Origin of the sequence: Phenylobacterium aquaticum (genome assembly GCF_022695515.1) — a bacterium.
Taxonomy (GTDB): Bacteria; Pseudomonadota; Alphaproteobacteria; order Caulobacterales; family Caulobacteraceae; genus Phenylobacterium; species Phenylobacterium aquaticum.
The window spans coordinates 142,743-167,265 of sequence record NZ_JALDPT010000003.1; the positions used below are offsets into that span (position 1 = coordinate 142,743).

Genomic DNA, 24,523 nt, shown 5'->3' on the forward strand with positions numbered 1-24,523 from the left:
CGTCCTTCAGCTCGCCGCGTCGCCGCGGGAGATCAGCCGGCCCGCGAGGGCCACCAGGCGGTCGAGGGCGAAGCCGGTCAGGCCGACCCAGGCGAGCGCCACGACGATGTCGGAGATGCGGGAGGCGTTGTACTGGTCCCAGATGAAGAAGCCGACGCCGACGCCGCCGAGCAGCATCTCGGAGGCGACGATGGCCAGCCAGCTCATGCCCACCCCGATGCGCAGGCCGGTGAAGATGTAGGGCGTGGTCGCCGGCAGCAGGATCTTGAAGAAGTACTCGATCGGCGAGAGCCGCAGGACCCGGGCCACGTTCACATAGTCGACCGGCACGTTGCGCACGCCGACGGCGGTGTTGATGATGATCGGCCAGATCGAGGTCACGAAGATCACGAACAGGGCCGAGGGTTGGGCCTGCTGGAACATGGCCAGCGAGATCGGCAGCCAGGCCAGAGGCGGCACGGTGCGCAGGACCTGGAACACCGGATCGAGCCCCCGGTGGGCCCAGCGATTGGCCCCGATCAGCACGCCCAGCGAGACGCCGCAGATCGCCGACAGGGAAAAGCCGATCCCGACGCGCTTGAGGCTGGTCAGCACATGCCAGAACAGCCCCTTGTCCGTGCCGCCATGGTCGAAGAACGGATCGAGGATCAGGTCGTGGCTGTCCTGCCAAATGGCGCTCGGGGAGGGCACGCCGCCCGGATGGCTGGAGGCCGCCAGCTGCCAGATCCCGAGCAGGGCGGCGAGGGTGAGGAGCGGGGGCAGGACCGCTGTGGCGGTCGCCGTGGCCCGCCGCGCCAGCTCGTCGGCGAGCCCCGCGCGGGTCTCCTGGGGCTCGGGCGGGGCGAGGGCGGCGGTGAGGGGCTCGGCGGGGGTGAAGCTGGGCTTGGGAACCGACATCGGCGACCTCACACGAGTTTCTTGATGGGCTGGGCGGCGAGGTAGGCGCCCGGATTGGCCGGATCGAACACCTTGCCGTCGAAGAACTTCTCAGGCCCGCGGCTGTCGCTGGCCGGGCCGGACTGGCCGATCGACTTGGCGGCGGCGCGCCAGATGTCGGAGCGGTTCACCCGGTTGGCGAGGCCCTTGATGTCGGTCTTCTGGGGCATCACGCCCCACCGCACGTTCTCGGTCGCGAACCACAGGTCGTGGGACTTGAAGGGGAAGCTGGCGTTGTCGGCCCAGAACTTCATGATGTGCGGCGAATTGGCGACCTTGCGGCCGTCGCCATAGTCGATCGTGCCCTGCAGGCGGGGCAGGATGTCGCCGATCGGCACGTTGACGTACTGGCGGCCGGAGACGATCGAGCACATGGCCGGGCGGTTGGCCATCTTGTCGCACCACATCTGGGCCTCGAGGACGGCGGCGGTGATCGCCTCGGCGGCGCGGGGATATTTGTCGACCCAGTCGGCCCGCATGCCGAGCGCCTTCTCCGGGTGGTTCATCCAGATCTCGGAGGTGGTGGTGGCCGTGTAGCCGATGTGCTGGTTGACGGTCTGGCCGTTCCACGGCTCGCCGACGCAGAAGGCGTCCTGGGTGCCGGCCTTGAGGTTGGCGACCATCTGGGGTGGCGGGATGACGATGGTCGACAGGTCGGTCTCGGGATTGATCCCGGCCGCCGCCAGCCAGTAGCGGACCCACAGGTCGTGGGTCCCGCCCCGGAAGGTCATAGCCACCTTGGCGATGTTGCCGGCGGCCTTGAGCTGGGCGAACTTGGCCTTGGCCCCGCCGGCGTTGAGGCCGACCTGGACCGACTTCAGATCATTGCCGACCGAGATCGCCTGACCGTTCAGGTTCAGCCGGGCGAGGATGTACATGGGCAGGGGCCGGCCGCCGGTCTGGACGCCCAGGGTGAACTGCAGGGGCATGGGCGACAGGATATGCGCCCCGTCGATGCCGCCGCCGCCAGACCCCAGCACCAGGTTGTCGCGGGTCGCCGCCCAGGAGGCCTGCTTCACCACCTCAAGATCCGGCAGGCCGTGCTTGGCGAAGAAGCCGCGCTCCTTGGCGATGATCAAGGGCGAGGAGTCGGTGAGCGCGATGAAGCCCAGCCGGGCCTTGGCGATCTCGGGGCCCGCACCGGCGGCGAAGGCGCCGGAGGGAAAGGCGGCCTTGGCGGCGACGAGGGTCGCAGCGGCGGCCGTCAGGGCCTGGCGGCGGGTGAGGCCCGTGGGGTTCGATGACGTGGTCATGATCAGGGGTTCCGGGATCAGAGCTTGTATTCGAGGGTGAGCCAGACCTTGGTCCGCGAGGCCGGCGGCGCCGCCGTGCCCAGCGGCACGGTCGCCTCGCGCTGGAAGTCGGCGTATTTCAGCTGGACCGAGAGCTTGGTCGTGATGGCGGCCGTGGCCTGCAGATCCCACTCATGGGCGAGGTCCGCGCCGGTCTTCTGGTCGTTGAAGTCGTGGTAGCGGGCGACCAGGTCGGTGTTGAAGAGATAGGTCCGCTTGAAGCGGGGCTTCACGTTCAGGGTCAGGTTGGTGTCCTTGATCCCGTCGACGAAGCTCTTGTTGCCGCCCGGCGAGACCCAGGCGTCGGCCCAGCCCTGGAAGCCGTGGGTGGTGGCCAGAGGCGTCGTGAAGCCGCGCTTGCCGTCCCCGTCCAGCTGCTCGTAGCCGAGCTTGAGCGTGTAGATGTCGAAGGTCCCGGCGACGCTGGCCTCCAGATAGTCGAGGTCGAAGGCCGCGGTGCGGTGGCGATAGTCGCTCTGGTTGGCCCAGGTGGCGTCATAGGCGAGCTGATAGAGCCCGACCCAGGTCTTGCCCGAGGCCTTGAGCCCCTTGGTCAGGGAGGCGTTGACGGGCGAGTTGTCGAAGTCCAGCGCATAGACGAAGCCCTGCAGGCGAAGGGCCTCGGCCGGCGACCAGGTGGCGTTGAAGATCTGGCTGTCGGAACGCCAGTCCTTCTCCTCGCCGAGGATGCGGTTGATGCGGGTGACATAGGCGTAGGTCGCCTTGAACCGGCCGAGCGCCATGTCGGCGCGCACCCCGTCGAAGGTCTGCTCGTCCTGGCGCCAGCCGACATTGCCGACGAAGCGCTGGTCGTCGAGCAGGATGCGCTGGCGGCCGGCGGTGAGGGTCAGGGCCGGATTGGCGACCCAGGTCAGCTGGGCGCGGTTCAGCTCGGTGACGTCCGGATCATTGATGATCGGATATTTCGACTTGGACGCGCCGTTGAGCGGGGCGGTGGTCGCGCCGGGCACATTGACGGCGAAGCGCTCGGCCCCGAGGTGGCGGACGTCCTCGAACTCGACCAGGGCCTTGAGGCCGTTCCAGTCGGCGCTCTCCCAACCCAGGCGGGTGCGGACGGTGAAGGCCTGGCCCGCGTCCTTCAGGGTCGCGGTGCGGGTCTGGTCGACATCCTCGAACCGGGAGCGGACCTCCAGCAGCAGCTTTCCGGCGGCGATCTGGTCGCTGATTGTGGGCGGCGGCGCAGGCGGCGGCGGTGGTTCCGGCGCGGGTTCCGCCTCGGCGGCGGGGGGCGTCGGCCGCGGACGCGTCGGGCGTCGGCGCGGGTGGAGCGGTCTGGGCCGCGGCCGCGCCGCTCCAGGCCATTGCGAGGGCGGCGGCGCTGGCCGCCCATCCGGTTTTCGTCATGCCTCAATCCCCTAAGGCCAAAAAAAAAAAACGCCCGGGGAGGCCCTGGGGGCCTCACCGGACGTCGTTGTCCATCGCATCGGCGGCTGCATCGCCGCCGGGCCCGTTCGGGCCGGCGCGGGACGTCGTTGCCCCGCGTGTCGTCCTTAGGAGGCGGCGGGGCGTCGCGGGCGGCAACGGGAAACCGCCGTTATCGGGACGCAGGGCGCTCCGCACGCGCATGTTGCACAGCAGCAAAGCAGGCCGATCCGGGGCGGCGCCCGGATTTCGCGCGTTTTCAGGCGCTCAGCCGGCCGATCGGGAAGCTCCGGGCATAGGCGCCGGCGGCCGCGGGGTCGAACACCTGGCCGTCGAAGAAGGCCTTGGGGCCCTCGATCCGGGCGTCTTCGACGGGGGATGCAAGGCCGAGCGACTCGGCCGCCTGGCGATAGAGGTCGGGCCGATAGACCTGGGCGGCGGTCGCCATGAGGTCCAGATCCGGGGCGATCTGTCCCCACCGCGCCATCTGGGAGAGGAACCAGGCGGCGTGGCTGCGCCAGGGAAAGCCGGCGTCGCCGGCATGAAATACGATCTCGCCCTCGAGCGCCCAGGCGATCGCCTGGGGATCTGCGCCCACATGCTCGGGGCGAGCGAGCAGGGCGACCAGCTCCTGGCGATGGGCGGGCGCGTCGGCCCAGGCGGCCGCCAAGATCAGGGCGCGTAGGGCGGCCTGGAGGGTGTCGGGATGATCCTCGGCCCAGGCGCGAGTCATGCCGAACACCTTGTCGGGGCCGTCTCGCCAAAAGTCGGAGGCGCGAAGCAGCACCTCGCCGATCCCGTCGGCGCGGGCGACCGCGTTCCAGGGCGCGCCGACGCAGAAGCCGTCGATCACGCCGGCGGCCAGCTGCTCGACCATGCGGGGCGGCGGGGTGACCACGATGCGCACGTCGCGGTCCGGGTCGACGCCCGCCTGGCTCATCCAGTAGCGCAGGGCGTAGTTGTGGATCGAATAGGGGAAGACCACGGCGAAGGTGAGCGGCGGCGCGCCGGCGGCCTTGCGTGCGGCGATCACGCGGGCCAGGGCGCGGGCGGTGACCGGGGTCTCGGCCATGGCGACGGGGTCGGCCTGGCGCAGGGCCGCGGCCAGGGCGGTGGAGACGGTGACGCCGCTGCCGTTCCGGTTCAGGGCCAGGGGCGCGATCATCGGGGTCGGCTCCCCGCCCGCGCCCAGGGTCGCGGCGAGCGTCATGGGGGCGAGCATATGGGCCGCGTCCAGCGCCCCCACCGCCACCTTGTCGCGGATCGTCGCCCAGGAGGCCTCGCGGCTCAGGGTGACGTCCAGGCCTTCGGCGGCGAAGAATCCCTTGGCCTTGGCGACCACCAGGGGCGCGCAGTCGGTCAGGGGAATGAAGCCCAGCATCAAGGCGCTCACGAGGCGTCCCCCTTCAACACCCCGGCGAAGGCCAGGAGATCGGCCGCGACGGCGCCGATCGGCCGTCCCTTGTCCATGGCCAGCTTGCGCAGCAGCCGGTAGGCGGCGTCCTCGTCGAGGCCGCGCTCCTTCATCAGCAGGCCCTTGGCCCGGTCGACCACCTTGCGGGATTCGAGATTGGCCTTGGCCTTGGCGAGATCCCCGCGCAGCTGCTGCATCAGGGCGAAGCGGGTCATGGCCACTTCCAGCACCGGCCGCACCCGGCCAGGCGCGAGACCGTCGACGACATAGGCGGCGACGCCCGCGCGGATCGCCTGTTCGGCCAGGCCCGGCTCGGAGCGGTCAGCGAACATCACCACGGGGCGAGGATTGGTCTCGCCGGCCTCGCGCAGGCTCTCCAGGGTGTCGCGGTCGGCGCTGTCACAGGCCACGACGATGACGTCCGGGGCGAAGGCGGCGACTTCCGCGGCGTCATAGCGCGCGGTCTGACGGACCTCGGGCCGGTCGTCGCCCGCCAGGCCCTCGGCGACGAGGGCGGCGCGGGCCGGATCAGGGTCAATGACGAGGACGCGCATCGCGCCACTGCTAGCGACCCGAGGCCGCGCACCCGCGGTTTGCCGCGGCGTCGGGCCGGCGCAATGGCGATTTGCGCGAAAACTGGGCGGGCGGCGCCTGCGAGATAGGCGTTTCGGCGCGCCGGGCGGCCCGGCTAGTCCGGCGCCGGCAGGGCCACGAGGTCGCGATAGGCGCGCCAGCTGGCGAGGCCGAGCCAGGGGAAGATGAGGATCATGGCCGCGAAGCCGGTGGCGGCCGAGATCAGCATCAGGATCACGATGAGGACGGCCCAGAGCAGCATGGGGCCGGGGTTGAGGCTGACGGCCCGGAAGCTGGTGACGGTGGCGGTGAAGACGTCGATCCGGCGGTCCAGCAGCATGGGGGCGGAGACGACGGCCAGGCAGTAGGTGAAGAAGGCCATGGCCCCGCCGATCAGGGTTCCGGCGATCAGCATGTGGTGGCCGTCGCTTGTGCCGACCGCGAAGGCCAGGAAGTCCTTGACCGTGTGCTGCAGGGTGTAGGTCGACAGGCCGTAGACGATCTGGGCGACGCGGCCCCAGAACAGATAGATCAGGAGCAGGGCGAGGCCGAGATAGGCGGTGTCCTGGCGCACGGCCGATTTGACCAGCAGCATGCTGCGCAGGCCGGGCCGCTCGCCGCGCTCGATCCGGCGGCCGGCCTCGTACAGCCCCATGGCCAGCATGGGGGCGACGAAGACGAAGCCGAGCGTCTGGGCCAGGACCCACAGGGCGGCGTTGAAGACGTACATGGCGTAGCAGATCCAGACGCTGAACGCGGCCAGGGCCAGGCCGTAGATCAGGCAGGGGCCGGGCGCCTTCCACAGGTCCCGCCAGCCCCCGCCCAGCCAGCGGAAGGGCGCGAGCCCGCCCACGCGATTGACAGGCGGCAGCCCGCGAACTGGCTCCATGCGCTGATCCTCCCCGAGCCGCGGCATTGAGATCGCCGCATATCCTTGTTCTGCGGCGAGGTTCAGGGGGCGGGCGGGCGCCGCGCCATGAGATGGATCAAGAAACCCGCCGACCCGCCGCCGAGGCTTGCCTGGAGGGGCGAACCCCTGTTCATCCTGGGGGCCGAAACACTGAAGAGCCCAGACCATGGACCTGTTCTTCCAGGGCGAGACGCCCAGCTGGATGCATCCCGAGACGATCTCGATCGGGCGGGCGCCGGCGCGGGCGAGCCTCTATCCCTATCCGGACGCCGAGACGGCGCGGCTGGGGCGGCGGGAGGCCTCACCCTTCTTCCTGTCGATGAACGGGGACTGGAAGTTCCGCATGGCCGAGCGGCCGCAGGCCGTGGCGGCCGACTTCATGGCGCCGGCTTGCGACGACAGCGGCTGGGCCGCGCTGCCCGTGCCGTCCAACTGGACGATGCATGGCTATGACCGGCCGCACTACACCAATGTCCAGATGCCGTTTCCGGGCGTGGCCCCGACCGTGCCCGACGACAATCCGACCGGGCTCTACCGAACCTGGGTGAATGTGCCGGCCGACTGGACGGGGCGGCGGATCGTGCTGCACGTCGGCGGGGCCGAGAGCGTGCTCTATGTGTGGGTGAATGGCCGGCCGGTGGGCATGGGCAAGGATTCCCGCCTGCCGCACGAGTTCGACCTGACCGACTTCGTGACGCCGGGCGAGGCGGCGCTTGTCGCCTGCGCCGTGGTCAAGTGGTCGGACGCCACCTTCGTCGAGGACCAGGACCAGTGGTGGATGGGGGGCATCCATCGCGAGGTCTATCTCTACGCCACCGCGCCCACCCATATCACCGACGTCTTCGCCCTGGCCTCGCTGGCGGATGACTATGCGACCGGGACCCTGAAGGTGACGACCAGCCTGGGGTTTGCGGGCGAACCGCTGAACGGGTTCGAGGTCGAGGCGCAGCTGTTCGACGCGGCCGGTCGCGCCGTGCTGGAGGCGCCCCTGCGCGGGCCGGTGAAGGCCTCGCCGGTCAATTACAATCCCTATCGCGGGCCGCTGGGCGTGATCGCCCTGGAAGCCGCGATCCCGGACGTGGCGGCGTGGTCCAGCGAGCGGCCCAGCCTCTACACCCTGGTGGTCAGCCTGATCGGCGCCGACGGGACGGTGGTGGAGGCGACCTCGTGCCGGGTCGGGTTCCGCCGGGTGGAGCTGGGCGACCGCGAGCTGTTGATCAACGGCAAGCCGGTGATGATCCGCGGCATGAACCGCCACGAGCATCACCCCGTGCGCGGCAAGGCGATCACCCGAGACGACATGTTGGCCGACATCGTTTTGATGAAGGCCTTCAACGTCAATGCGGTCAGAACCTCACACTATCCGAACGCGCCGGAATGGTATGACCTGTGCGACGAATACGGGCTCTATCTGGTCGATGAGACCAATCTCGAGACCCACGCCTTCCTGCACACGATCTGCCGCGATCCGCGCTATGCGACCCAGTTCCTGGAGCGGGGCCTGCGCATGGTGGAGCGGGACAAGAACCATCCGTCGGTGATCATCTGGTCGCTGGGCAATGAGAGCGGTTACGGGCCCAATCACGACGCCATGGCCGGCTGGATCCGGCATTTCGACCCGTCGCGGCCGCTGCACTGTGAGGGCGCGATCTGGGGCTGGGACCATGAGGGCGACCAGACCCGGCTGATCCGCGGGACGGTGTCGGCGCCGGCTAATCGCAACCGAGGTTTCCGGGCCAGCGACCTGATCTGCCCCATGTATCCGGAGATCGACGCCCTGGTGCGGTGGGCGGAGGCCGATGATCCGACCGACCGGCGGCCGATGATCCTGTGCGAATATTCCCACGCCATGGGCAATTCCAACGGCAGTCTGGGCGACTATTGGGACGCCTTCGAGACCCATCACGGCCTGCAGGGCGGCTTCATCTGGGAATGGTGCGATCACGGCATCGCCCAGACGGATGCTGAGGGGCGGACCTGGTTCGCCTATGGCGGGGATTTCGGCGACACGCCCAACGACCTGAACTTCTGCTGCGACGGCATTGTCAGCGCCGACCGGGTTCCGCATCCTGGCCTGTGGGAGTTCAAGAAGCTGGTGCAGCCGGTGGCCGTGCGTTGGGCCGACGCGGGCATGCTGGAGGTGCGCAGCAAGCGCGACTTCACGACGCTCGCCGATCTCGCCGGCCGCTGGGTGCTGGAGATCGACGGAGAGGCGGTGGGGCAGGGCGTGCTGCCCGCGCTCGACACCGCGCCGGGGGCTGCGACGCGGATCGCGCTCGACCTGCCGCGGCCGGCGATCGCCCCGGGCCAGGAGGCGTTCCTGAAGGTGAGCTTCGCCCTGCGCGAGGCCGCCCCTTACGCGCCCGCCGGGCACGAGGTCGCCTGGGAACAGCTGCCGGTGACCCTGCCGCTGGCGGCCTCGGCCACGCCCCCGAAGACGCCGGCGGCCCTGCCGCTGGATGTCGAGGCGACGCCGGAGCGGGTGACGATCGATGGGGCCCATTTCGAACTGGAATTCGACCGGGCCCAGGGGCGGATCTCGCGCTTCGTCTGGCGCAATCACACGGTGCTGCTGGCCGGGCCCCGGCTGCAGGTCTGGCGCGGGGCGACGGACAATGACGGGATCAAGGGCTGGAGCGGCCAGGAGGCCAAGCCGCTGGGCCGCTGGAAAGCGGCGGGCCTCGACGCGCTGAGCTTCGGCGCGCCGCAGGTGAGCGTGGCCCAGGACCATGGGGCGGCGGTGGTGACCATCCGCCAGGTCGCCTCCTGCGCGGCGTCGCCGGAGGCGATCGTTCACTCCCATGTCTATCGGGTGAGCCCCGACGGGACGGTGGCGGTGCGCAATCGCTTTGAGGTGGACGAGGCCGTGGCCGACCTGCCGCGCCTGGGGGTGACCATGACCCTGCCGACCGGGTTCGAGGACCTGGTCTGGTTCGGGCGGGGGCCGGGGGAGACCTATGTCGACCGCGACCGCGCCTCCTGGGTCGGCCGGTTCGCCGGCACGGTCTCGGGCCAGTATGTGGATTACGTCCTGCCCCAGGAGCACGGCAACAAGACCGGCCTGCGCTGGATGGAGCTGGCGAGCCCGGAGACGGCGGTGCGGTTCGTGGTGGACGGGGTGAGCGAGGGCTCGGCCACCCGCTTCGCGCCGGAGGACCTGTTCGCCGCGCGGCATACGACCGATCTGGTTCCGCGTGACGAGGTGCGGGTCAATCTGGACGTCCGCCAGAGGGGGCTGGGCACGGCGTCCTGCGGGCCGGACACGCTGGAGCGTTATCGGATCGGGGCGGGGACCTATGAGCTGGACTTCGAGATCCGGGTGAGCGGGCGGTAGGGGGATCCGGGGATTAGTCCTGCGGTTCGCATATGGGGTACAGACGTCCATGTCATACCCCACGGCTCCGGGCGAGTGAGCGTTGGTGGACTATCGTTGTGCCGACTTGCTGGTATGCGTCCGTCAGGTAGGATTGCCCAGTTGTGTTAGTCGCGCGCCTTAGACAGCTGTGAATTGGCAACCAGGCTAGCAGTCAGTGGGCGGGCGGAGAGAGCATGCGTCCTGCGGACGAAAATTGGTTCGATCCCGATATTCAAGCGATGACGCTCGGCTACGGTGAGAAGGCCGGGCTTCAAATCTACCGAAATTATACGCGAGCCTTCGAAGACGAGGGGATTAAGCGCTTCCGCGAGGCGCTCTCTAGTGCTCCAGGCGAGTATGCAGATTTCGAAAAGCTCGCCCACCTACTGGCGACTGAGGATATTAGATTTCTTCCGGTCATTGCCTGCGGCTATGCGGACGACGTTCTCAAGCAGGTGTTTTTGGATGTCATCCCACCGAATGTTCCGGGCGGAAGGGCGGAGATGCTGAGCGGTTATGGGCCGCTCTCTGATCTATCAAAGCGAATTCGATTAGCTCACGCGTTCGACGTGCTCTCAGGTGATCTGATGGATGCGATCGATCGGGTGAGATCGGCGCGGAACCGAATCTCCCACGACTGGGACTTGTCTAAGATCGAGGAATTTTACCTCAACGGCCGAGTGTCCGAACTCGCTGCTGTTGAGCTAATGTTGGCGGAGCGCGCTAAAGACTTTCCAGAGTTGGCTGTGACCTTCGATCCAGCCTCGGCGTTTCGTATTCGGCTGATCTGGCTGATGGGCAGGCTGACTTACGAGGGCAGTCTCTATCACCCCGCGAAGGTTGGAGGACTAAAGCCATTTCGGGCGCTCTACGCCAATGGGGGTACTGCGTGGCTGGCGCAGATGTCGAATATCTGCATGGCAAAAACGCGTGTCGTCATTGCAGCAATGTCTAAGCGCCCTGCTGAGGCTTGATGGTCGCATCTACTGAAGTCTGCTCAATCTTTCCGTGAACCTGGCGACGCCCCGTTCCGATTGAACCCGCAGCCACGCTCCGCCCGCCTCTGGCCTGCCAGCGGCAGCGGACCCCGCCCTACTTCTTCACGCACAACCACCGCGCCCGGTGGAAGTTCTCCACATTGTCGACCCAGCCGGTGATCTTTGGCGACACCAGGTTGCGGCCGACCAGGTAGTAGAGGGGGATCATGGCCTCGTCGTTGAGCATGATCTGCTCGGCCTCGGCGAGGATCTCGCCGCGCTTGGCGGCGTTGGGCTCGTGGTCGGAGGCGTTCAGCAGGGCGTCGTAGATGGGGTTCTTGTAGTCCCCGTAGTTCTGGGCGCCGGTGTCGGACTTCATCAGGCTGAGGAAGGTCACGGGGTCATTGAAGTCGGCGTACCAGCTCATGGCGCCGACGTCGAAATCGCGGTTGCGATAGGAGACGAAGGCGATCTGGCCCTCGTTCTGCACCAGCCGGGCCTGGACGCCGATGGCGGCCCAGTCGGCCTGGATGGCCTGGGAGATCAGCACGGTGTCGGGGCTGTTGGGGATCTTGGCCTCGAAGGTGAGCGGGTGGTCGGGGCCGTAGCCGGCCTCGGCCAGCAGGCGGCGGGCATCGGCCTGGCGCTGGATCAGCGGCGTCTTGGCCCAGAACACGGTGGGGCCGCCGGGATAGTTGGCCACGCCGGGGGGCACGAAGGCGTAGGCCGGCTTCTGGCCCGCGCGCAGCAGCTTTTCGGTGAGGAACTCGCGGTCGATGGATTCCGAGAGCGCCCGGCGCACGCGGATGTCGCGGAAGGCGGCGACGTCGTGGGTGTTGAACGAATAGTAGGCTGTCGCCAGGATCGTGCCGTGCGCACCGTCGTCGGCATGGTCTCGCGCAGGCGGCCGATGCGGTTGGACTGGAACATGGTGTTGACGTCGAGCTCGCCCCGCAGGACGCGCCGCTCGGCCATCACGGAATCCGGGGTCGGGTAGTAGTTGATGCGGTCGATGCAGACCTTGTCGGCGTCGAAATAGCGCGGGTTCTTCTGGACGCGGATGTAGTCGCCGAGCCGCCAGTCTACGAGGGAATAGGGGCCGTCGCCGACAAAGTGGGCGGGCTGGATCCAGGCGTCGCCCCACTTTTCGACCGCATGCTTGGGCACCGGGAAGAAGCTCTGGTGCTTGGCGATCTCGGGCAGATAGGGGGCGGGGTGCTCCAGGGTGAGCCGCAGGGTGTGGGGGTCGATCGCCTCCACCCCCAGGGCTTCGGGCTTGACCTTGCCCTCGTTGAGCGGCTGGCCGTTCTTCAGGATGTAGAGCAGGTAGGCGTAGATCGAGGCGGTCTGGGGATCGAGGATCCGGCGGTAGGCGTAGACGAAGTCGTCTGCGGTCACCGGGACCCCGTCCGACCACTGGGCGTCGCGCAGGTGGAAGGTCCAGACGAGGCCGTCGGGGCTGGTCTCCCACCGGGTGGCGAGCGCCGGGGTCGGGGTGCCGTCCGGCGCGTCGGTGGTCAGGCCGACGATCAGGTCGGAGATGATGTTGGCTTCATCGACCAGATTGGACTTCTGGGGGTCGAGGCTCGCGGCCTCGGCGTTGTTGCCGTACTCGACGCAGACCTGGCCCTTGGGGCAGGGGGCGCGGGTGACCTTGCCCTGACAGCCCGCCAGGGCGAGGGCGGCGACCAGCGCGACGGCCAGGCGGCGGGTGTGCGAATCCAAGGCGGGCTCCGGAAACAACGGCAGGATTCAAGACCTCGCATTCCCCGGCCTCGGAGGCCAGAGGCCTGAGGGGTCAAGCTCGCCCACAGGCTCGCTTAGGCCTGGCCTTGCGGTTGGCCTGAAACATCCCAATTGTCTCGGAACGGGGGGCGAGGTTCGGCGTTTTCTGGTCGCGCCTTGGCGGACCATGCCAGGCCCCTGAGCATTTCGGGCAGTCGAATTTTCGGACAGGGGATGGGCCATGGCGCCTTTGGATGACGCAGCGCCGCTGCCGGCCCCTTTGAGGGGCGCATCCGCCCGCGCGCTCGCGGCGCGCTACGCCGAGGTGCGGTCGGCTTCCGAACGGCTGGTCAGCCATCTGTCGCCGGAAGACCTGTCGGCCCAGTCGATGCCGGACGCCAGCCCCGCGAAGTGGCACCTGGCCCATACGACCTGGTTCTTCGAGACCTTCCTGCTGGTCCCGCGCCTGGCGGGCCATGACCTGTTCGATCCCCGGTTCGGCTATCTGTTCAATTCCTATTACGAGGCGCTGGGTCCCCGGCAGCCGCGGCCGCAGCGCGGCCTGCTGACGAGGCCCGGCCTCGACGAGGTGCTGGCCTATCGCGCCCATGTGGACGCCGGCATGAGCCGCCTGCTGAGCGGGGACTGCGACGAGCTGGTCGATCTGGTCGAGCTGGGACTGGCGCACGAGCAGCAGCATCAGGAGCTGATCCTGATGGATCTGCTGCACCTGTTCGCCCAGTCGCCCCTGAAGCCCGCCTATCAGCGGCCCGCGCCGCATCCGGCGACGACGGCGGCGGGCGCGCCCGGCTGGGTCGGGTTCTCCGGCGGGCTGGTGGAGATCGGCCACGGCGGCGAGGGCTTCGCCTTCGACAATGAGGGGCCGAGGCACAAGGTGTGGCTGGAGCCGTTCAGCCTGGCCGACCGGCTGGTGACCAATGGCGACTGGCTGGCCTTCATGGCCGACGGCGGCTACCGGCGGCCGGATCTGTGGCTCGCCGACGGCTGGGCCCAGGTCCAGGCCGAGGACTGGCAAGCGCCCCTCTATTGGGAAGAGGCCGCCGACGGCTGGAGAGCCATGACCCTGCAGGGGCTGGTTCCGGTCGCCCCGGACTGCCCGGTGGCGCATGTGAGTTATTACGAGGCCGACGCCTATGCGACCTGGGCCGCGCGCGCCTGCCGACCGAGGCGGAATGGGAGCATGCGGCTGAAGGCCTGCCGGTGCGCGGCCATTTCGCCGATCGCGGCCGGTTCACCGCCAACCCCGCGGATCCGGCGGGCGCGGGGCTGCGCCAGATGTTCGGTGACCTCTGGGAATGGACCCGCAGCGCCTATGGCCCCTATTCGGGCTTCAAGCCGGCGGAGGGCGCGGTCGGCGAGTACAACGGCAAGTTCATGAGCGGCCAGATGGTGCTGCGCGGCGGAGCCTGCGTCACCCCGGCCGGCCATGCGCGGGCGAGCTATCGTAACTTCTTCCATCCGGAGCAGCGCTGGATGTTCGCCGGTCTGCGCCTGGCGCGGGACGCCAATCCCAAGCTGGCCGCGGGACCCAAGCCCGCCAGCGCCTTCGCCGGCGATGTGGTCGCCGGCCTGTCGCGGCCGCACAAGCAGCTGTCGGCCAAGTACTTCTATGACGCCGAGGGCTCGCGGCTGTTCGAAGAGATCTGCGACCTGCCGGAATATTATCCGACGCGGACGGAGACGGCGCTCCTGCGCGCCAAGGCCGGCGAGATGGCGCGGGCCATTCCGGACGGCGCCGCCCTGGTCGAATTCGGCAGCGGGGCCAGCACCAAGACCCGCATCCTGCTGGACGCCGCCCCGCAGCTGGCGCTCTACGTGCCGATCGATATCAGCCCGGACGCGCTGGACGGCGCCGTGGAGGCGATCCGGCGGGACTATCCAGCCCTGGAGGTCGCCCAGCTGGTGGACGATTTCACGACCGCCATGGACCTGCCGCAGGCGGCGCAGGGGCTTCCGGTCGTGGGCTTTTTCCCGGGCTCGACCATCGGCAATTTCAGGCCGGAAGAGGCGACCGCCTTCCTCGCCTCGGCGCGCAAGCTGCTGGGCGAAGGCGCGGCCTTTCTGGTCGGGATCGACCTGATCAAGGCGGAGGAGACCCTGGTCGCGGCCTATGACGACGCGCAAGGGGTCACGGCGGCGTTCAATCTGAACCTGCTCGCCCGCATGAACCGGGAGCTGGACGGGGATTTCGACCTGGACGCCTTCCGGCACCGGGCGATCTGGAACCGCGACGAGGGCCGGATCGAGATGCATCTGGAAAGCCTGGTCGACCAGGTCGTGCGGGTGGCGGGGCGGAGCTTCCGATTCGCGGCCGGCGAGCGGCTGCATACGGAGAACTGCTACAAGTTCGCGCTGGAGGGCTTCGAGGCGCTCGCCAAGCCGGCCGGGTGGCGGGTGGAGGCGGTGTGGCGCTGGCCGGACCCGGCCTTCGCCATGGTGCTTCTACGCGCTTAGGCGCTCCCCGGCTTTTCCGGGAAGCGCCTGAAGTTCGCGGATGCGGAGAGGGTCAGCCCTCGCGCGTCGGGGTCGGCGTGCGGCCGCCGCCGCGGGAGGATTCTCCGCCCTTGCGCCCGGCGGTGGCCGCGAGGTCGCGGTCCTTGGCGAAGCTGCGTTTCTCGCCCGGGACGCTCGCGCCACCCTTGCGGGCGATCTCACGGCGACGTTCGGGATTCATGGCGGCGAACCCGCGTCGGGATTTGGGCTTGGCGTTGGGATCGAGGTCCATCGGCTGCTCCTGATGTGGGTCGCCCGGGGGGACGGAGCGACGCCGTGTGGTCAGTTACGGATTGGCAAACCCCTCAGACGCCAGAGGGTTGCTCAAAATCCTCGTGAACCGGAGCAATTCGGACGGCGCCCGCCGGCGGCGGCGCGCGTTGACGGCCTCCGTGAAGTTGGATATTTAAGTGATGACTTAAATAAGAGCGAGCCCGCACGTGACGCCCACCTCAGCCCTGAGCGAGACCTTCGCGGCGCTCGGCGACCCGACCCGGCTGGCGATCCTGGGGCGGCTGGCGAGCGAGGGCGACATGACCGTCCAGGAGATCGCCCGGCCCTTCGCCATGAGCCTTCCGGCGGTGTCGCAGCATCTGAAGGTGCTGGAGCGCGCCGGGCTGATCTCCCGCGGGCGGGACGGGCAGAAGCGTCCCTGTCGGCTGGAGGCCGCCCGGCTGGCGGAGACGGCGCTGTGGTTCGACCACACGCGGGCGGCCTGGGAGCGCCGCTTCGACCGGCTGGAGCGCTTCCTCGCCGCCCCCCAATCCCCGCCCGCCTCGAAAGGTGAAGACCATGAACCCTGACCCCCTCAAGACCTGGGCGCGCGAACGCGAGATCGTGCTGTCGCGCGTGATCGCCGCGCCGCGCGAGCGCGTATTCGAGGCCTTCACCGATCCGGCCCAGATCACGCTCTGGTTCGGGCCGGAGGGCTTCAAGACCGAGACCCTGGAGATCGACATCCGCGAGGGCGGGCGCTGGCGGTTCACCTATACCGGCCCGGACGGGACCCGCTGGGAGAACCGCATGGTGTTCCTTCGGGTGGAGGCGCCCCACCTGCTGGAGATGGAGCATGGGGCGGATGTCGATGACGACCCCGGGCGGTTCCGCATGACCGTCACCTTCGACGCGCAGAGCGACGGCAAGTGCGTGCTGACCCTGCGCCAGCTGCATCCGACCCAGGAACAGCGCGACGCCACCATCGGCTTCGGTGCGGTCGAGTTCGGCTACCAAACCCTCGACAAGCTGGCCCGGCACCTGGTCGGCGGGTGAGCCCGCGCCCCTAGAGGGGCAGATGCACCCGGGCGGTCAAGCCGCGGCCCGGACGGTTTTCCAGGGTGACGTCGCCGCCATGGCCGCGGACCACGGAGCGGACCACGGCGAGGCCCAGGCCGATGCCGCCGGTCTGGCGGCTGCGGGACGGCTCGCGGCGATAGAAGGGCTCGAACACCCGCTCGGCGTCCTCGACCGGGATGCCGGGACCGTCGTCCTCGATCTCGACGATGGCGGAGCCGCCGACCTGATAGATGCGCGCCCGGGCCCGGTCGCCGAACTTGACGGCGTTCTCCAAGAGATTGGCGAACAGGCGGCGCAGGGCGACGGGGTCGCCCTCCAGGATCACCTTCTCGCCGCGCTCGACCTCGGTGTCGGCGCCGGTCTCGGCCATCTCGTCGCAGAGGCTCTCCAGCAAGGAGGAGAGCTCCAGCCGGGTGCGGTCGCCGGGGCGGCTGGCGTCGCGCACAAAGGTGAGCGCCGCCGAGATCATCTCCTCCATCTGGTCGATGTCGGCGGCCATCTTCAGGCGCAGATCCTCGGGCGCGTTCTCGATGCGGAAGCGCAGGCGGGTGAGGGGGGTGCGCAGGTCGTGGGCGATGGCGCCGACCATGGCGGTGCGGTCCTCGACATAGCGGCGCAGGCGCTCCTGCATGTCGTTGAAGGCGTCGGCGGCGACATTGATCTCGGCGGTGCCCTTGAGCGACAGGGAGAGCGGGGCGCCGCGCGGGTCGCGACCCAGGCGTTCGGCGGCGTCGGCGAACTGCTTCAGGGGCTGGGAGATGCGCCGGGCGTAGACATAGGCGGCGGGCGCCATGGCGAGCGTCGAGAGCACGAACCAAAGCACCATCCGCTGCTGCCAGGGCTCCAGGCCGAAGCCTTCGGGGCGGACGATCTTCCACTGGCCGTCGGGCTGGCGGATGCCCAGAGCGAAGGGGGCGACCAGGAAGTGCTCCTCGCGCGAGACGCCCTCGCGCGCCATGCGGTCGCGCAGGATGCGGAACACGCGGCGGTCGGAGAACGGGCTGTGGTCGCCGCCAATCAGCACGGCGTCGACCGGCACGCCGAGGTCCTGGGCCAGTCGGGACCGGATCACCATGGTCATCCGCCCCTCGACAATGGCCGAGGGCGGCTTGGGCGACATGCGGATCACGAGGGGGCGGCGCTCGTTGAAGGCGGGCGGCGCGCCCCTCAGGGCCTGCTCCACCTCGCCCAGGCGGTAAAAGTCGGGGATCGGCGGGGGCAGGGCGAAGATCAGCACCACGCTGATCAGCTGGGCGGCCAAGAGGCTCGCGCCCACCAGGATCAGCAGTCGTCCGAACAGCGAGGCCGTCGGCCGCCCCTGCCAGAGCCGGATCACGTGCGCCGCACCTTGGCGCTGAACATATAGCCTTCGTTTCGGACGGTGCGGATCAGGTCCTGGCCGGCGGCGCCGTCGTCGAGCTTGCGGCGCAGGCGGGAGATCTGGACGTCGATGGCGCGGTCGAAGGCGTCGGAATCCGGGCCGCGGGCGAAGTCCAGCAGCTGGTCGCGGGTCAGCACCCGTTGCGGCCGCTCCACGAAGGCGCGGAGCAGGGAGAACTCCCCGGACGACAGATTGACCACGACGCTGTCGGGGGAGCGCAGCTCGCGGCGCATGAGGTCGAGGCGCCAGCCGGCGAATTCGCAGGCCGCGCCGCCGGACCCGCCCGCGCCGCGCAGCTCGGCCCGGCGCAGGACGGCGCGGACGCGGGCCAGGAGTTCGCGGGGATTGCAGGGCTTGGGCAGATAGTCGTCTGCGCCCAGCTCAAGACCCACGATCCGGTCGGTGTCCTCGCCCATGGCCGAGAGCATGATGATCGGCGGGCCGTCCGATCCCGAGAGCCGACGGCAGATAGCCAGGCCGTCCTCGCCGGGCAGCATGACGTCGAGCACCACCAGGTCGATGGGCCCGCGGGCCATGGCCGCGTCCATCTCGCGGGCGTCGCCGGCGGTCTCCACCGCATAGCCGTGCTTGCCCAGAAAGTCGGAGACGACGTCGCGGATGCCCGGATCGTCATCGACCATCAGGATGCGGGCGGCGGGCGGATCGGCGGCGGTGTCCATCCTCGGCATCTTATACCCCCGCGTAACAGCCAGATTTCACGACTGAAAGCTAAGCCCGCGCCGCAACGCCTCAGGCGTCGCTCAGCGCCTCGTCCGAGACGAAGGGATTGGTCTGGCGTTCGCGCCCGAAGGTCGACATCGGGCCATGGCCGGGGACGAAGGCGACGTTCTCGCCCAGCGGCCAGAGCTTTTGGGTGATCGAGGCGATCAGGTCGGGATAGCTGCCGCGCGGGAAGTCGGTGCGGCCGATCGAGCCCTGGAACAGGACGTCACCGACCTGGGCGAACTTGGCCTCGCGGTGGAAGAAGACCACGTGGCCAGGGGTGTGGCCGGGGCAGTGGATGACCTCGAACTCGGTCTCCCCCAGGGTGACCACGTCGCCGTCCTGCAGCCAGCGGTCGGGGGTGAAGCTCTTGGCGTCGGGCATGCCGTACTTGGCGCCGGCGGTCTCGATCTCGTCGATCCAGAAGGCGTCGTCCGGATGCGGGCCCTCGATGGGGACGCCGGTGGCGGCCTTGAGCGCGGCGGTCCCGCCGGCATGGTCGAGATGGCCGTGGGTGATCCAGATCTTCTCGAGCGTCAGGCCATGCTGCTCCAGCGCCGCCATCAGGCGCGGCACCTCGCCGCCCGGATCGATGATCGCGGCCTTCTTGGTCTTGGTGCACCAGACGATGGTGCAGTTCTGAGCGAGCGGGGTGACCGGGGCGATCAGGGCGTGGATGGGCGGCGTGTCGGACATGGTCCCTAACATCGGGCCTGCGGGCCCATATGAAAAGACCCGGGACGAACCCGGGTCTCTCCTTAGTTGATCGGATCAGGCCTGCTTCTCGCCCGGCGTGGGGGCGTTGGGCATGGGCGGCACCGGCACCGGCGGGGCGTCGCCCGACAGTTCCGCCACCTCGACCACGCCGCGGCCCAGGTGGCTGTGGCGATAGCCGTAGAGGAAATAGACCACCAGACCGATGGCGGCCCAGCTGAAGAACAGGATCTGGGTTTCGGCCGACAGGCTGAAGAACAGATAGATGCAGCCGGCCGCCGCGATGGGGGCGACGACGGCCACCGCCGGGGTCTTGAAGGGACGGCGGCGATCGGGGTCGGTCTTGCGCAGCATCAGGACGGCGATCGCCACCATGGCGAAGGCGAACAGGGTGCCGGAGTTGGAGATGTCGGCCAGCACGCCCACCGGGAAGAAGGCGGCGAACAGGGCCACGGCCACGCCGGTGATGATGGTGATCACGTGCGGGGTGTGGAACTTCGGGTGCACCTTGGACAGGACGGCCGGCAGCAGGCCGTCGCGGCTCATCACGAAGAAGATGCGGGTCTGGCCGAACATCATCATCAGGATGACCGAGGGCAGGGCGAGGCCGGCGGCGAGGCCGAGCAGGTTGCCGATCTGGGGCCAGCCGATCTGGCGCAGGGTCCAGGCGAGCGCCTCCTTGGAGCAGACCACGTGGGTCGCGCCGGCGGTCTGGCAGGCGGCGGTGAGTTCCGCGCTGCCGGGACGCAGGCCCGCGCCGTGGGCGTCGAGCACCGGCTGGGCGCCGACGCTGCCGATCACGCCCGAGGCCACCAGCATGTAGAAGATGGTGCAGATGCCGAGCGAGCCGATCAGGCCGATGGGCATGTTGCGTTGGGGGTCACGGGTCTCCTCGGCCGCGGTGGAGACCGCGTCGAAGCCGACATAGGCGAAGAAGATGGAGGCCGCCGCCGCCGATATCCCCTTGAAGCCCAGGGGGGCGAAGGGGGTGAAGTGCTCGATCTTCATGACCGGCAGGGCCAGGAAGATGAACAGCGACAGGGCGACGATCTTGATGGCCACCAGGATGGCGTTGACCGTCGCCGATTCCTTGGTGCCGATCACCAGGAGCACGGTGACGACCAGCGCGATCGCCATGGCCGGCAGGTTGACGAGGCCGCCATCCAGCGGACCGCGGACGAGCGCGTTGGGAATGTCGAGGTGGAAGGCGTTCTCGATGAGCCCCACCACATAGCCGGACCAGCCCACCGACACCGCGCCGGCGGCGACGGCGTATTCGAGGATCAGGGCCCAGCCGACCATCCAGGCGATCATCTCGCCCATGACGGCGTAGCTGTAGGTGTAGGCCGAGCCGGAGACCGGCACCATGGCGGCCATCTCGGCGTAGCAGAGCGCGGCGACCGCGCAGACGATGCCGGCGATGACGAAGGCGGCGATCATGCCGGGCCCCGCCTTTTGCGCGGCCTCGGCGGTGAGCACGAAGATGCCGGTGCCGATGACGCCGCCGATGCCCAGAAGGGTCAGCTGTACGGGTCCGAGGGACCGGTGAAGGGATTTCTTTTCTGCCGTCGCGATGATCGCGTCGAGCGGCTTAACACGCCACATAGGTCCTCCTGGGGCGACGCCTTCCGCGCCGCCGGAATTGAATTGGCGCGGACCCTGGCTTGGCCGGGGGGCGGCGGTCAAGCCGCAACACTTGGCGAGCTATCCGGGCGCGGCTAGACCCCCTGGATGCTTCCTGTTGAGGAAATCGTGCCCGCCTTGCAGGCGGCCCTGGCTGACGGGACCGCCGCCGTGCTGGTCGCGCCGCCGGGCGCCGGCAAGACCACGGTGGTTCCTCTGCGCCTGCTGGACGCCCCCTGGCTGGCCGGTGGCAAGATCATCATGCTGGAGCCGCGCCGGCTGGCGGCCCGCGCGGCGGCCGAGCGCATGGCCAAGACGCTGGGCGAAAAGGTCGGCCAGACGGTCGGCTATCGGGTGCGGATGCAGTCCAGAGTGTCGGCCGCCACGCGGATCGAGGTGGTGACCGAGGGGGTCTTCGCCCGGATGATCCTGGCCGATCCCAGCCTGGACGGCGTGGGGGCGGTGATCTTCGACGAGTTCCATGAGCGCAGCCTGGACGCCGACCTGGGCCTGGCCCTGGCCCGCGACGCCCAGGGGCTGCTCAGGGACGACCTGCGGATCCTGGTCATGTCGGCGACCCTGGACGGGGCGGCGGTGGCCAGGCTCCTGGCCGACGCCCCGGTGCTCGAGAGCCAGGGCCGGGCCTATCCGGTCGACACCCGCTATCTGGGCCGCGACGAGCGCCTGCGGCTGGAGGACCGGACGGTGCGCGCCGTCGAGCGGGCGCTGGCCGAGGAGAGCGGCTCGATCCTGGTGTTCCTGCCGGGGCAGGGGGAGATCCGGCGCACCGCCGAGCAACTGGCCGAGCGCGTGCGGCGGCCCGATGTGGTGGTCGCCCCACTCTATGGGGCGCTGGATCCGGGCGAGCAGGACCGGGCGATTTCGCCGGCGCCGGCGGGGATCCGCAAGGTGGTGCTGGCCACCTCCATCGCCGAGACCAGCCTGACCATCGAGGGCGTGCGGGTCGTGATCGACTGCGGCCTGGCGCGGGTTCCGAGGTTTGATCCGGCGAGCGGCCTGACGCGGCTGGCCACCGTGCGGGTGAGCCGGGCGGCGGCCGATCAGCGGCGCGGACGGGCCGGGCGGACCGAGCCCGGCGTCTGCTACCGCCTGTGGGACGAGGCCGAGACCCGCGCCCTGCCGGCCTATGCCGATCCGGAGATCCTTGACGCCGACCTGTCGGGCCTGGCGCTGGACCTGGCGCGCTGGGGGGCGAAGGACGCCGCCGCCCTGGCCTTCCTCGACCCGCCGCCCAGGGCCGCCTTCAGCGAGGCGCGCAGCCTGCTCTGGCGGCTGGGAGCTCTGACGCCGGAGGGCGTGCTGACGGCGCACGGGGAGGCGCTGAGCGAGTTCCCCCTGGCTCCGCGCCTGGCGCACATGGTGCTGAAGGCGGCGGAGACGGGCCAGGCGCTGCGCGCGGCGAAGATCGCCGCCCTGGTCAGCGAGCACAATCTGGGCGGCCGGGACGCCGACCTGCGCCATCGGCTGGAAGGTTTTGAGCGGGACCGTAGTCCCCGCGCCCGCGACGCCCGCACCCTGGCCGAGCGCTGGGCGGGGCTGGCCGGCAAGGCCGGACGGGGCGAGCCGCTGGACGACGGGCTTTTGCTCGCCTTCGCCTTTCCGGAGCGGATCGCCAAGGCGCGCGGCAAGACCGGCGAGTTCCAGCTGGTGAACGGGCGCGGCGCCTTCCTGGAGCCCACCGATGCTCTGGCCCGCGAGCCCTGGCTGGCCATCGCCGAGCTGGGCGGCGGGGACCGCCGCGACCGCATCCTCTTGGCCGCGCCCCTGGACGGGGCTGATCTGGCGCGGGCCTTCGCCGATCAGCTGGAGACCGAGGATCGGCTGGAGGAGAGCGGCGGGGGCCGGCTGCGCGCCAAGCGCCTGACCCGCCTGGGGCGGCTCACCCTGCGCGAGGAGATCGATGAAAATCCGGACCCCGCCCTGATCGCCCGGGCCCTGGCCGACCGGGTGCGGGCCGAAGGGCTGGGGGGACTGAACTGGGGCGAGGCGGCCCAGAGCCTGCGCCAGAGGGTGGGGTTCCTGAGGGCGCGGGGGGAGGGCGACTGGCCGGACCTTTCGGATGCGGCCCTTGTCGCGCGGCTGGACGAATGGCTGACGCCGCTGTTGCCCGGGCTGCGGTCGCTGGCGGCGCTCAAGCCGGATGCGCTGGACGGCGCGCTGCGGAGCCTGATCCCCTGGGAGCGGCAGCGGGCGCTTGACGCCGCCTTCCCCCTCCGCTGGACCGCGCCGACCGGCAACAGCTTCGCCATCGACTACACGGCCGAGGCGGGCCCGCGCGTGGACGTCCGGGTGCAGGAGGTGTTCGGGCTGAAGGTCCATCCGACCGTCGGCGGGGTGCCGCTGACGCTCTCCCTGCTGTCGCCGGGCCATCGGCCGGTGCAGACGACGAAGGACCTGCCGGGGTTCTGGGCCGGGTCGTGGAAGGATGTGCGCTCCGACATGCGCGGGCGCTATCCTAAGCATGTCTGGCCGGAGGACCCGGCCAATACGCCGCCGACCGCGCGGGCGAAGCCGCGGGGGACGTGAGGGGGAAGAGCTGGGGCTCTTGTCGCGGCGACCTAGATCATTTTCTCGGCGGAAGGCCGCCTAGCGCTCTCGATCCCTAGGCGACCTTTCGCTGGGGTAGTACTGACATCATTCGCACCCCGGCCTCAGGATCATCGTCGTATTCAAGGTGCAGAGCGATGCTGCCAGTGCAAAATCGATCCCAGGCGGGTTTGAGGCCGAGAACCGGGATATTTTGCACCTCTCCAGTTTGTTCCGGAGACCCAAGCAATCCTCGGGCGGCGGAACGCCCAGATCTAAAGGACAACCCGTTCGGCATCGCTCCGTGCCACTCGGAAAATCGTTCATGACCCGAGGCGTGAAGCTGGATGGCCACGATCTGTTCGTCGGCGTCCACAACGAATGAGACTCCTCGCTCGAAGATCGAGACGTAGCCAACACCATCGATCCATTCGGTCGCTGGAAGGGAGCCTCCTACAGCAAGCGATGCGGACGCAATGGGCGCGTGAAGAAGGTCTGCCAAATCGTCCATAAAACCTCCGCGCAACTGGACCAAGCTAGACTGTGCTGTGCCAGCTTCCTACCTTCTTGGGACTTCGGGTAGGTCTGCCCGCAGACATCGCCTTCCGCCATCCTGAGACAGTTGCGAGCTTCAGCGTTTGAAGGGTCGTGCTCCTCTCCCCCTTGCGGGGAGAGGGTAGGGTGAGGGGGTGTCAGCGCTGGCGCTCATGATTTCGCAGTAGCGTTTCGACTGCGAACGGCAGACGCTGAGCTGGCACCCCCACCCCAACCCCTCCCCGCAAGGGGGAGGGGCTTTCAATAGGAGGGCCCCGCCTTGAGACTCGCCCTGTTCGCCGTTGCGGCCAGCTTGGCCGCGAGCGCCGCCTGCGCCCAGCCGGCCGATGCCCGCCAGGCCCTCGACGCCGCGGTGCTGGCCTCCGGCCCCGCGCCCCAGGTGCGCCTCACCCTCGCTGAGCCCTACGCCCAGGCCTATGCGATGAAGCAGGCCGGCGTGGCCCGGACCTCGGTGGACCGGCGTCTGCGGTCGCAGGATGTGACCGGATCGCTCGGATTTCTGTGCGGACTTCAGCCGGGGGCGGAGCGCAGCGGGGCGGCGGCGGCCAATGGCTATGATCCGTCGGGGCGGTTCCTGGGGGCGAAGCTCAGCTTCGCGTTCCGCTAGG

The 24,523-nt window shown here is 69.3% G+C and carries 18 protein-coding genes and 2 pseudogenes; 7 read left to right on the forward strand and 13 right to left on the reverse strand.

The window, feature by feature from the left end; translation table 11 throughout:
• Positions 1-6: 6 nt before the first annotated feature.
• The 6 genes from ntrB to MQH10_RS03875 all read right to left on the reverse strand — a co-directional run bounded on the left by ntrB (position 7) and on the right by MQH10_RS03875 (position 6,487).
• Positions 7-897, reverse strand: coding sequence for a nitrate ABC transporter permease (gene ntrB / locus MQH10_RS03850; protein WP_242562745.1), 891 nt, complete (start codon positions 895-897; stop codon positions 7-9).
• An 8-nt stretch (positions 898-905) separates the two neighbouring features.
• The gene (locus MQH10_RS03855) at positions 906-2,195 is read right to left on the reverse strand and encodes a CmpA/NrtA family ABC transporter substrate-binding protein (protein WP_242562805.1); all 1,290 of its coding nucleotides are present in this window, start codon (positions 2,193-2,195) and stop codon (positions 906-908) included.
• Positions 2,196-2,206: 11 nt separating this feature from the next.
• A complete protein-coding gene (locus MQH10_RS03860; RefSeq protein ID WP_336605039.1) occupies positions 2,207-3,415 on the reverse strand; it encodes an alginate export family protein in 1,209 nt (402 codons plus the stop codon).
• Between the two features lie 455 nt (positions 3,416-3,870).
• Entirely contained in the window at positions 3,871-5,004 is a 1,134-nt protein-coding gene (locus tag MQH10_RS03865; protein ID WP_242562746.1) for a CmpA/NrtA family ABC transporter substrate-binding protein, read from the reverse strand.
• Positions 5,001-5,579, reverse strand: a complete 579-nt coding sequence (locus MQH10_RS03870) for an ANTAR domain-containing response regulator (protein ID WP_242562747.1) — start codon at positions 5,577-5,579, stop codon at positions 5,001-5,003. The genes MQH10_RS03865 and MQH10_RS03870 overlap by 4 nt, the downstream gene beginning before the upstream one ends.
• A 134-nt stretch (positions 5,580-5,713) precedes the next feature.
• The gene (locus MQH10_RS03875; RefSeq protein ID WP_242562748.1) at positions 5,714-6,487 is read right to left on the reverse strand and encodes a DUF2189 domain-containing protein; all 774 of its coding nucleotides are present in this window, start codon (positions 6,485-6,487) and stop codon (positions 5,714-5,716) included.
• Between the two features lie 187 nt (positions 6,488-6,674).
• Here MQH10_RS03875 and MQH10_RS03880 point away from each other — a divergent pair, with 187 nt between their 5' ends.
• Positions 6,675-9,842 carry a glycoside hydrolase family 2 TIM barrel-domain containing protein gene (locus tag MQH10_RS03880; protein WP_242562749.1) on the forward strand — a complete coding sequence of 1,056 codons (3,168 nt, stop codon included), beginning with the start codon at positions 6,675-6,677 and terminating at the stop codon, positions 9,840-9,842.
• 215 nt (positions 9,843-10,057) lie between these two features.
• A complete protein-coding gene (locus MQH10_RS03885; protein ID WP_242562750.1) occupies positions 10,058-10,837 on the forward strand; it encodes a hypothetical protein in 780 nt (259 codons plus the stop codon).
• Positions 10,838-10,955: 118 nt separating this feature from the next.
• Here the strand turns inward: MQH10_RS03885 and MQH10_RS27015 are convergent.
• A pseudogene (locus MQH10_RS27015) lies at positions 10,956-12,583 on the reverse strand (peptide ABC transporter substrate-binding protein).
• A gap of 223 nt (positions 12,584-12,806) precedes the next feature.
• Between MQH10_RS27015 and egtB the strand changes: the two are divergent.
• Positions 12,807-15,040, forward strand: a pseudogene (gene egtB, locus MQH10_RS03895) (ergothioneine biosynthesis protein EgtB).
• A gap of 52 nt (positions 15,041-15,092) precedes the next feature.
• Here the strand turns inward: egtB and MQH10_RS03900 are convergent.
• Complete coding sequence (locus MQH10_RS03900) at positions 15,093-15,311, reverse strand: con-10 family general stress protein (protein ID WP_242562751.1); 219 nt, start codon at positions 15,309-15,311, stop codon at positions 15,093-15,095.
• 208 nt (positions 15,312-15,519) lie between these two features.
• Between MQH10_RS03900 and MQH10_RS03905 the strand changes: the two genes are divergently transcribed.
• Both MQH10_RS03905 and MQH10_RS03910 read left to right on the forward strand, forming a co-directional pair.
• Positions 15,520-15,882 (forward strand): ArsR/SmtB family transcription factor, encoded by a 363-nt coding sequence (locus MQH10_RS03905; RefSeq protein ID WP_242562752.1) that lies wholly within the window; start codon positions 15,520-15,522, stop codon positions 15,880-15,882.
• Positions 15,872-16,348 (forward strand): SRPBCC family protein, encoded by a 477-nt coding sequence (locus tag MQH10_RS03910; protein ID WP_242562753.1) that lies wholly within the window; start codon positions 15,872-15,874, stop codon positions 16,346-16,348. Before MQH10_RS03905 ends, MQH10_RS03910 begins: the two co-directional genes overlap by 11 nt.
• A gap of 10 nt (positions 16,349-16,358) precedes the next feature.
• Here MQH10_RS03910 and MQH10_RS03915 read toward each other — a convergent pair whose 3' ends face one another.
• The 4 genes from MQH10_RS03915 to MQH10_RS03930 all read right to left on the reverse strand — a co-directional run bounded on the left by MQH10_RS03915 (position 16,359) and on the right by MQH10_RS03930 (position 20,795).
• On the reverse strand, positions 16,359-17,708 hold the full coding sequence (locus tag MQH10_RS03915) for a sensor histidine kinase (protein WP_242562754.1): 1,350 nt from the start codon (positions 17,706-17,708) through the stop codon (positions 16,359-16,361).
• Positions 17,705-18,433 (reverse strand): response regulator, encoded by a 729-nt coding sequence (locus MQH10_RS03920; RefSeq protein WP_242562755.1) that lies wholly within the window; start codon positions 18,431-18,433, stop codon positions 17,705-17,707. The genes MQH10_RS03915 and MQH10_RS03920 overlap by 4 nt, the downstream gene beginning before the upstream one ends.
• 70 nt (positions 18,434-18,503) lie before the next feature.
• Complete coding sequence (locus tag MQH10_RS03925; RefSeq protein WP_242562756.1) at positions 18,504-19,172, reverse strand: MBL fold metallo-hydrolase; 669 nt, start codon at positions 19,170-19,172, stop codon at positions 18,504-18,506.
• A gap of 75 nt (positions 19,173-19,247) precedes the next feature.
• Positions 19,248-20,795: an amino acid permease gene (locus MQH10_RS03930; RefSeq protein WP_242562757.1), complete on the reverse strand. Its 1,548-nt coding sequence runs from the start codon at positions 20,793-20,795 to the stop codon at positions 19,248-19,250.
• A gap of 126 nt (positions 20,796-20,921) precedes the next feature.
• Here MQH10_RS03930 and hrpB point away from each other — a divergent pair, with 126 nt between their 5' ends.
• Entirely contained in the window at positions 20,922-23,360 is a 2,439-nt protein-coding gene (gene hrpB / locus MQH10_RS03935; RefSeq protein WP_242562758.1) for an ATP-dependent helicase HrpB, read from the forward strand.
• Positions 23,361-23,436: 76 nt separating this feature from the next.
• On the opposite strand, the gene MQH10_RS03940 is transcribed toward hrpB, so the two are convergent.
• The gene (locus tag MQH10_RS03940; RefSeq protein WP_242562759.1) at positions 23,437-23,871 is read right to left on the reverse strand and encodes a hypothetical protein; all 435 of its coding nucleotides are present in this window, start codon (positions 23,869-23,871) and stop codon (positions 23,437-23,439) included.
• 303 nt (positions 23,872-24,174) lie between these two features.
• Here MQH10_RS03940 and MQH10_RS03945 point away from each other — a divergent pair, with 303 nt between their 5' ends.
• Complete coding sequence (locus MQH10_RS03945) at positions 24,175-24,522, forward strand: hypothetical protein (protein ID WP_242562760.1); 348 nt, start codon at positions 24,175-24,177, stop codon at positions 24,520-24,522.
• Position 24,523: the final 1 nt, after the last annotated feature.

What these genes read in the sequence shown, in the direction of transcription:
- MQH10_RS03885 (WP_242562750.1), top strand. Translation starts at nt 10,058, where the DNA reads ATGCGTCCTGCGGACGAAAATTGGTTCGATCCCGATATTCAAGCGATG.
- hrpB (WP_242562758.1), top strand. Translation starts at nt 20,922, where the DNA reads ATGCTTCCTGTTGAGGAAATCGTGCCCGCCTTGCAGGCGGCCCTGGCT.
- MQH10_RS03870 (WP_242562747.1), bottom strand. Translation starts at nt 5,579, where the DNA reads ATGCGCGTCCTCGTCATTGACCCTGATCCGGCCCGCGCCGCCCTCGTC.
- MQH10_RS03910 (WP_242562753.1), top strand. Translation starts at nt 15,872, where the DNA reads ATGAACCCTGACCCCCTCAAGACCTGGGCGCGCGAACGCGAGATCGTG.
- MQH10_RS03920 (WP_242562755.1), bottom strand. Translation starts at nt 18,433, where the DNA reads ATGGACACCGCCGCCGATCCGCCCGCCGCCCGCATCCTGATGGTCGAT.
- MQH10_RS03900 (WP_242562751.1), bottom strand. Translation starts at nt 15,311, where the DNA reads ATGGACCTCGATCCCAACGCCAAGCCCAAATCCCGACGCGGGTTCGCC.
- MQH10_RS03940 (WP_242562759.1), bottom strand. Translation starts at nt 23,871, where the DNA reads ATGGACGATTTGGCAGACCTTCTTCACGCGCCCATTGCGTCCGCATCG.
- ntrB (WP_242562745.1), bottom strand. Translation starts at nt 897, where the DNA reads ATGTCGGTTCCCAAGCCCAGCTTCACCCCCGCCGAGCCCCTCACCGCC.
- MQH10_RS03925 (WP_242562756.1), bottom strand. Translation starts at nt 19,172, where the DNA reads ATGTCCGACACGCCGCCCATCCACGCCCTGATCGCCCCGGTCACCCCG.
- MQH10_RS03930 (WP_242562757.1), bottom strand. Translation starts at nt 20,795, where the DNA reads ATGTGGCGTGTTAAGCCGCTCGACGCGATCATCGCGACGGCAGAAAAG.
- MQH10_RS03875 (WP_242562748.1), bottom strand. Translation starts at nt 6,487, where the DNA reads ATGGAGCCAGTTCGCGGGCTGCCGCCTGTCAATCGCGTGGGCGGGCTC.
- MQH10_RS03880 (WP_242562749.1), top strand. Translation starts at nt 6,675, where the DNA reads ATGGACCTGTTCTTCCAGGGCGAGACGCCCAGCTGGATGCATCCCGAG.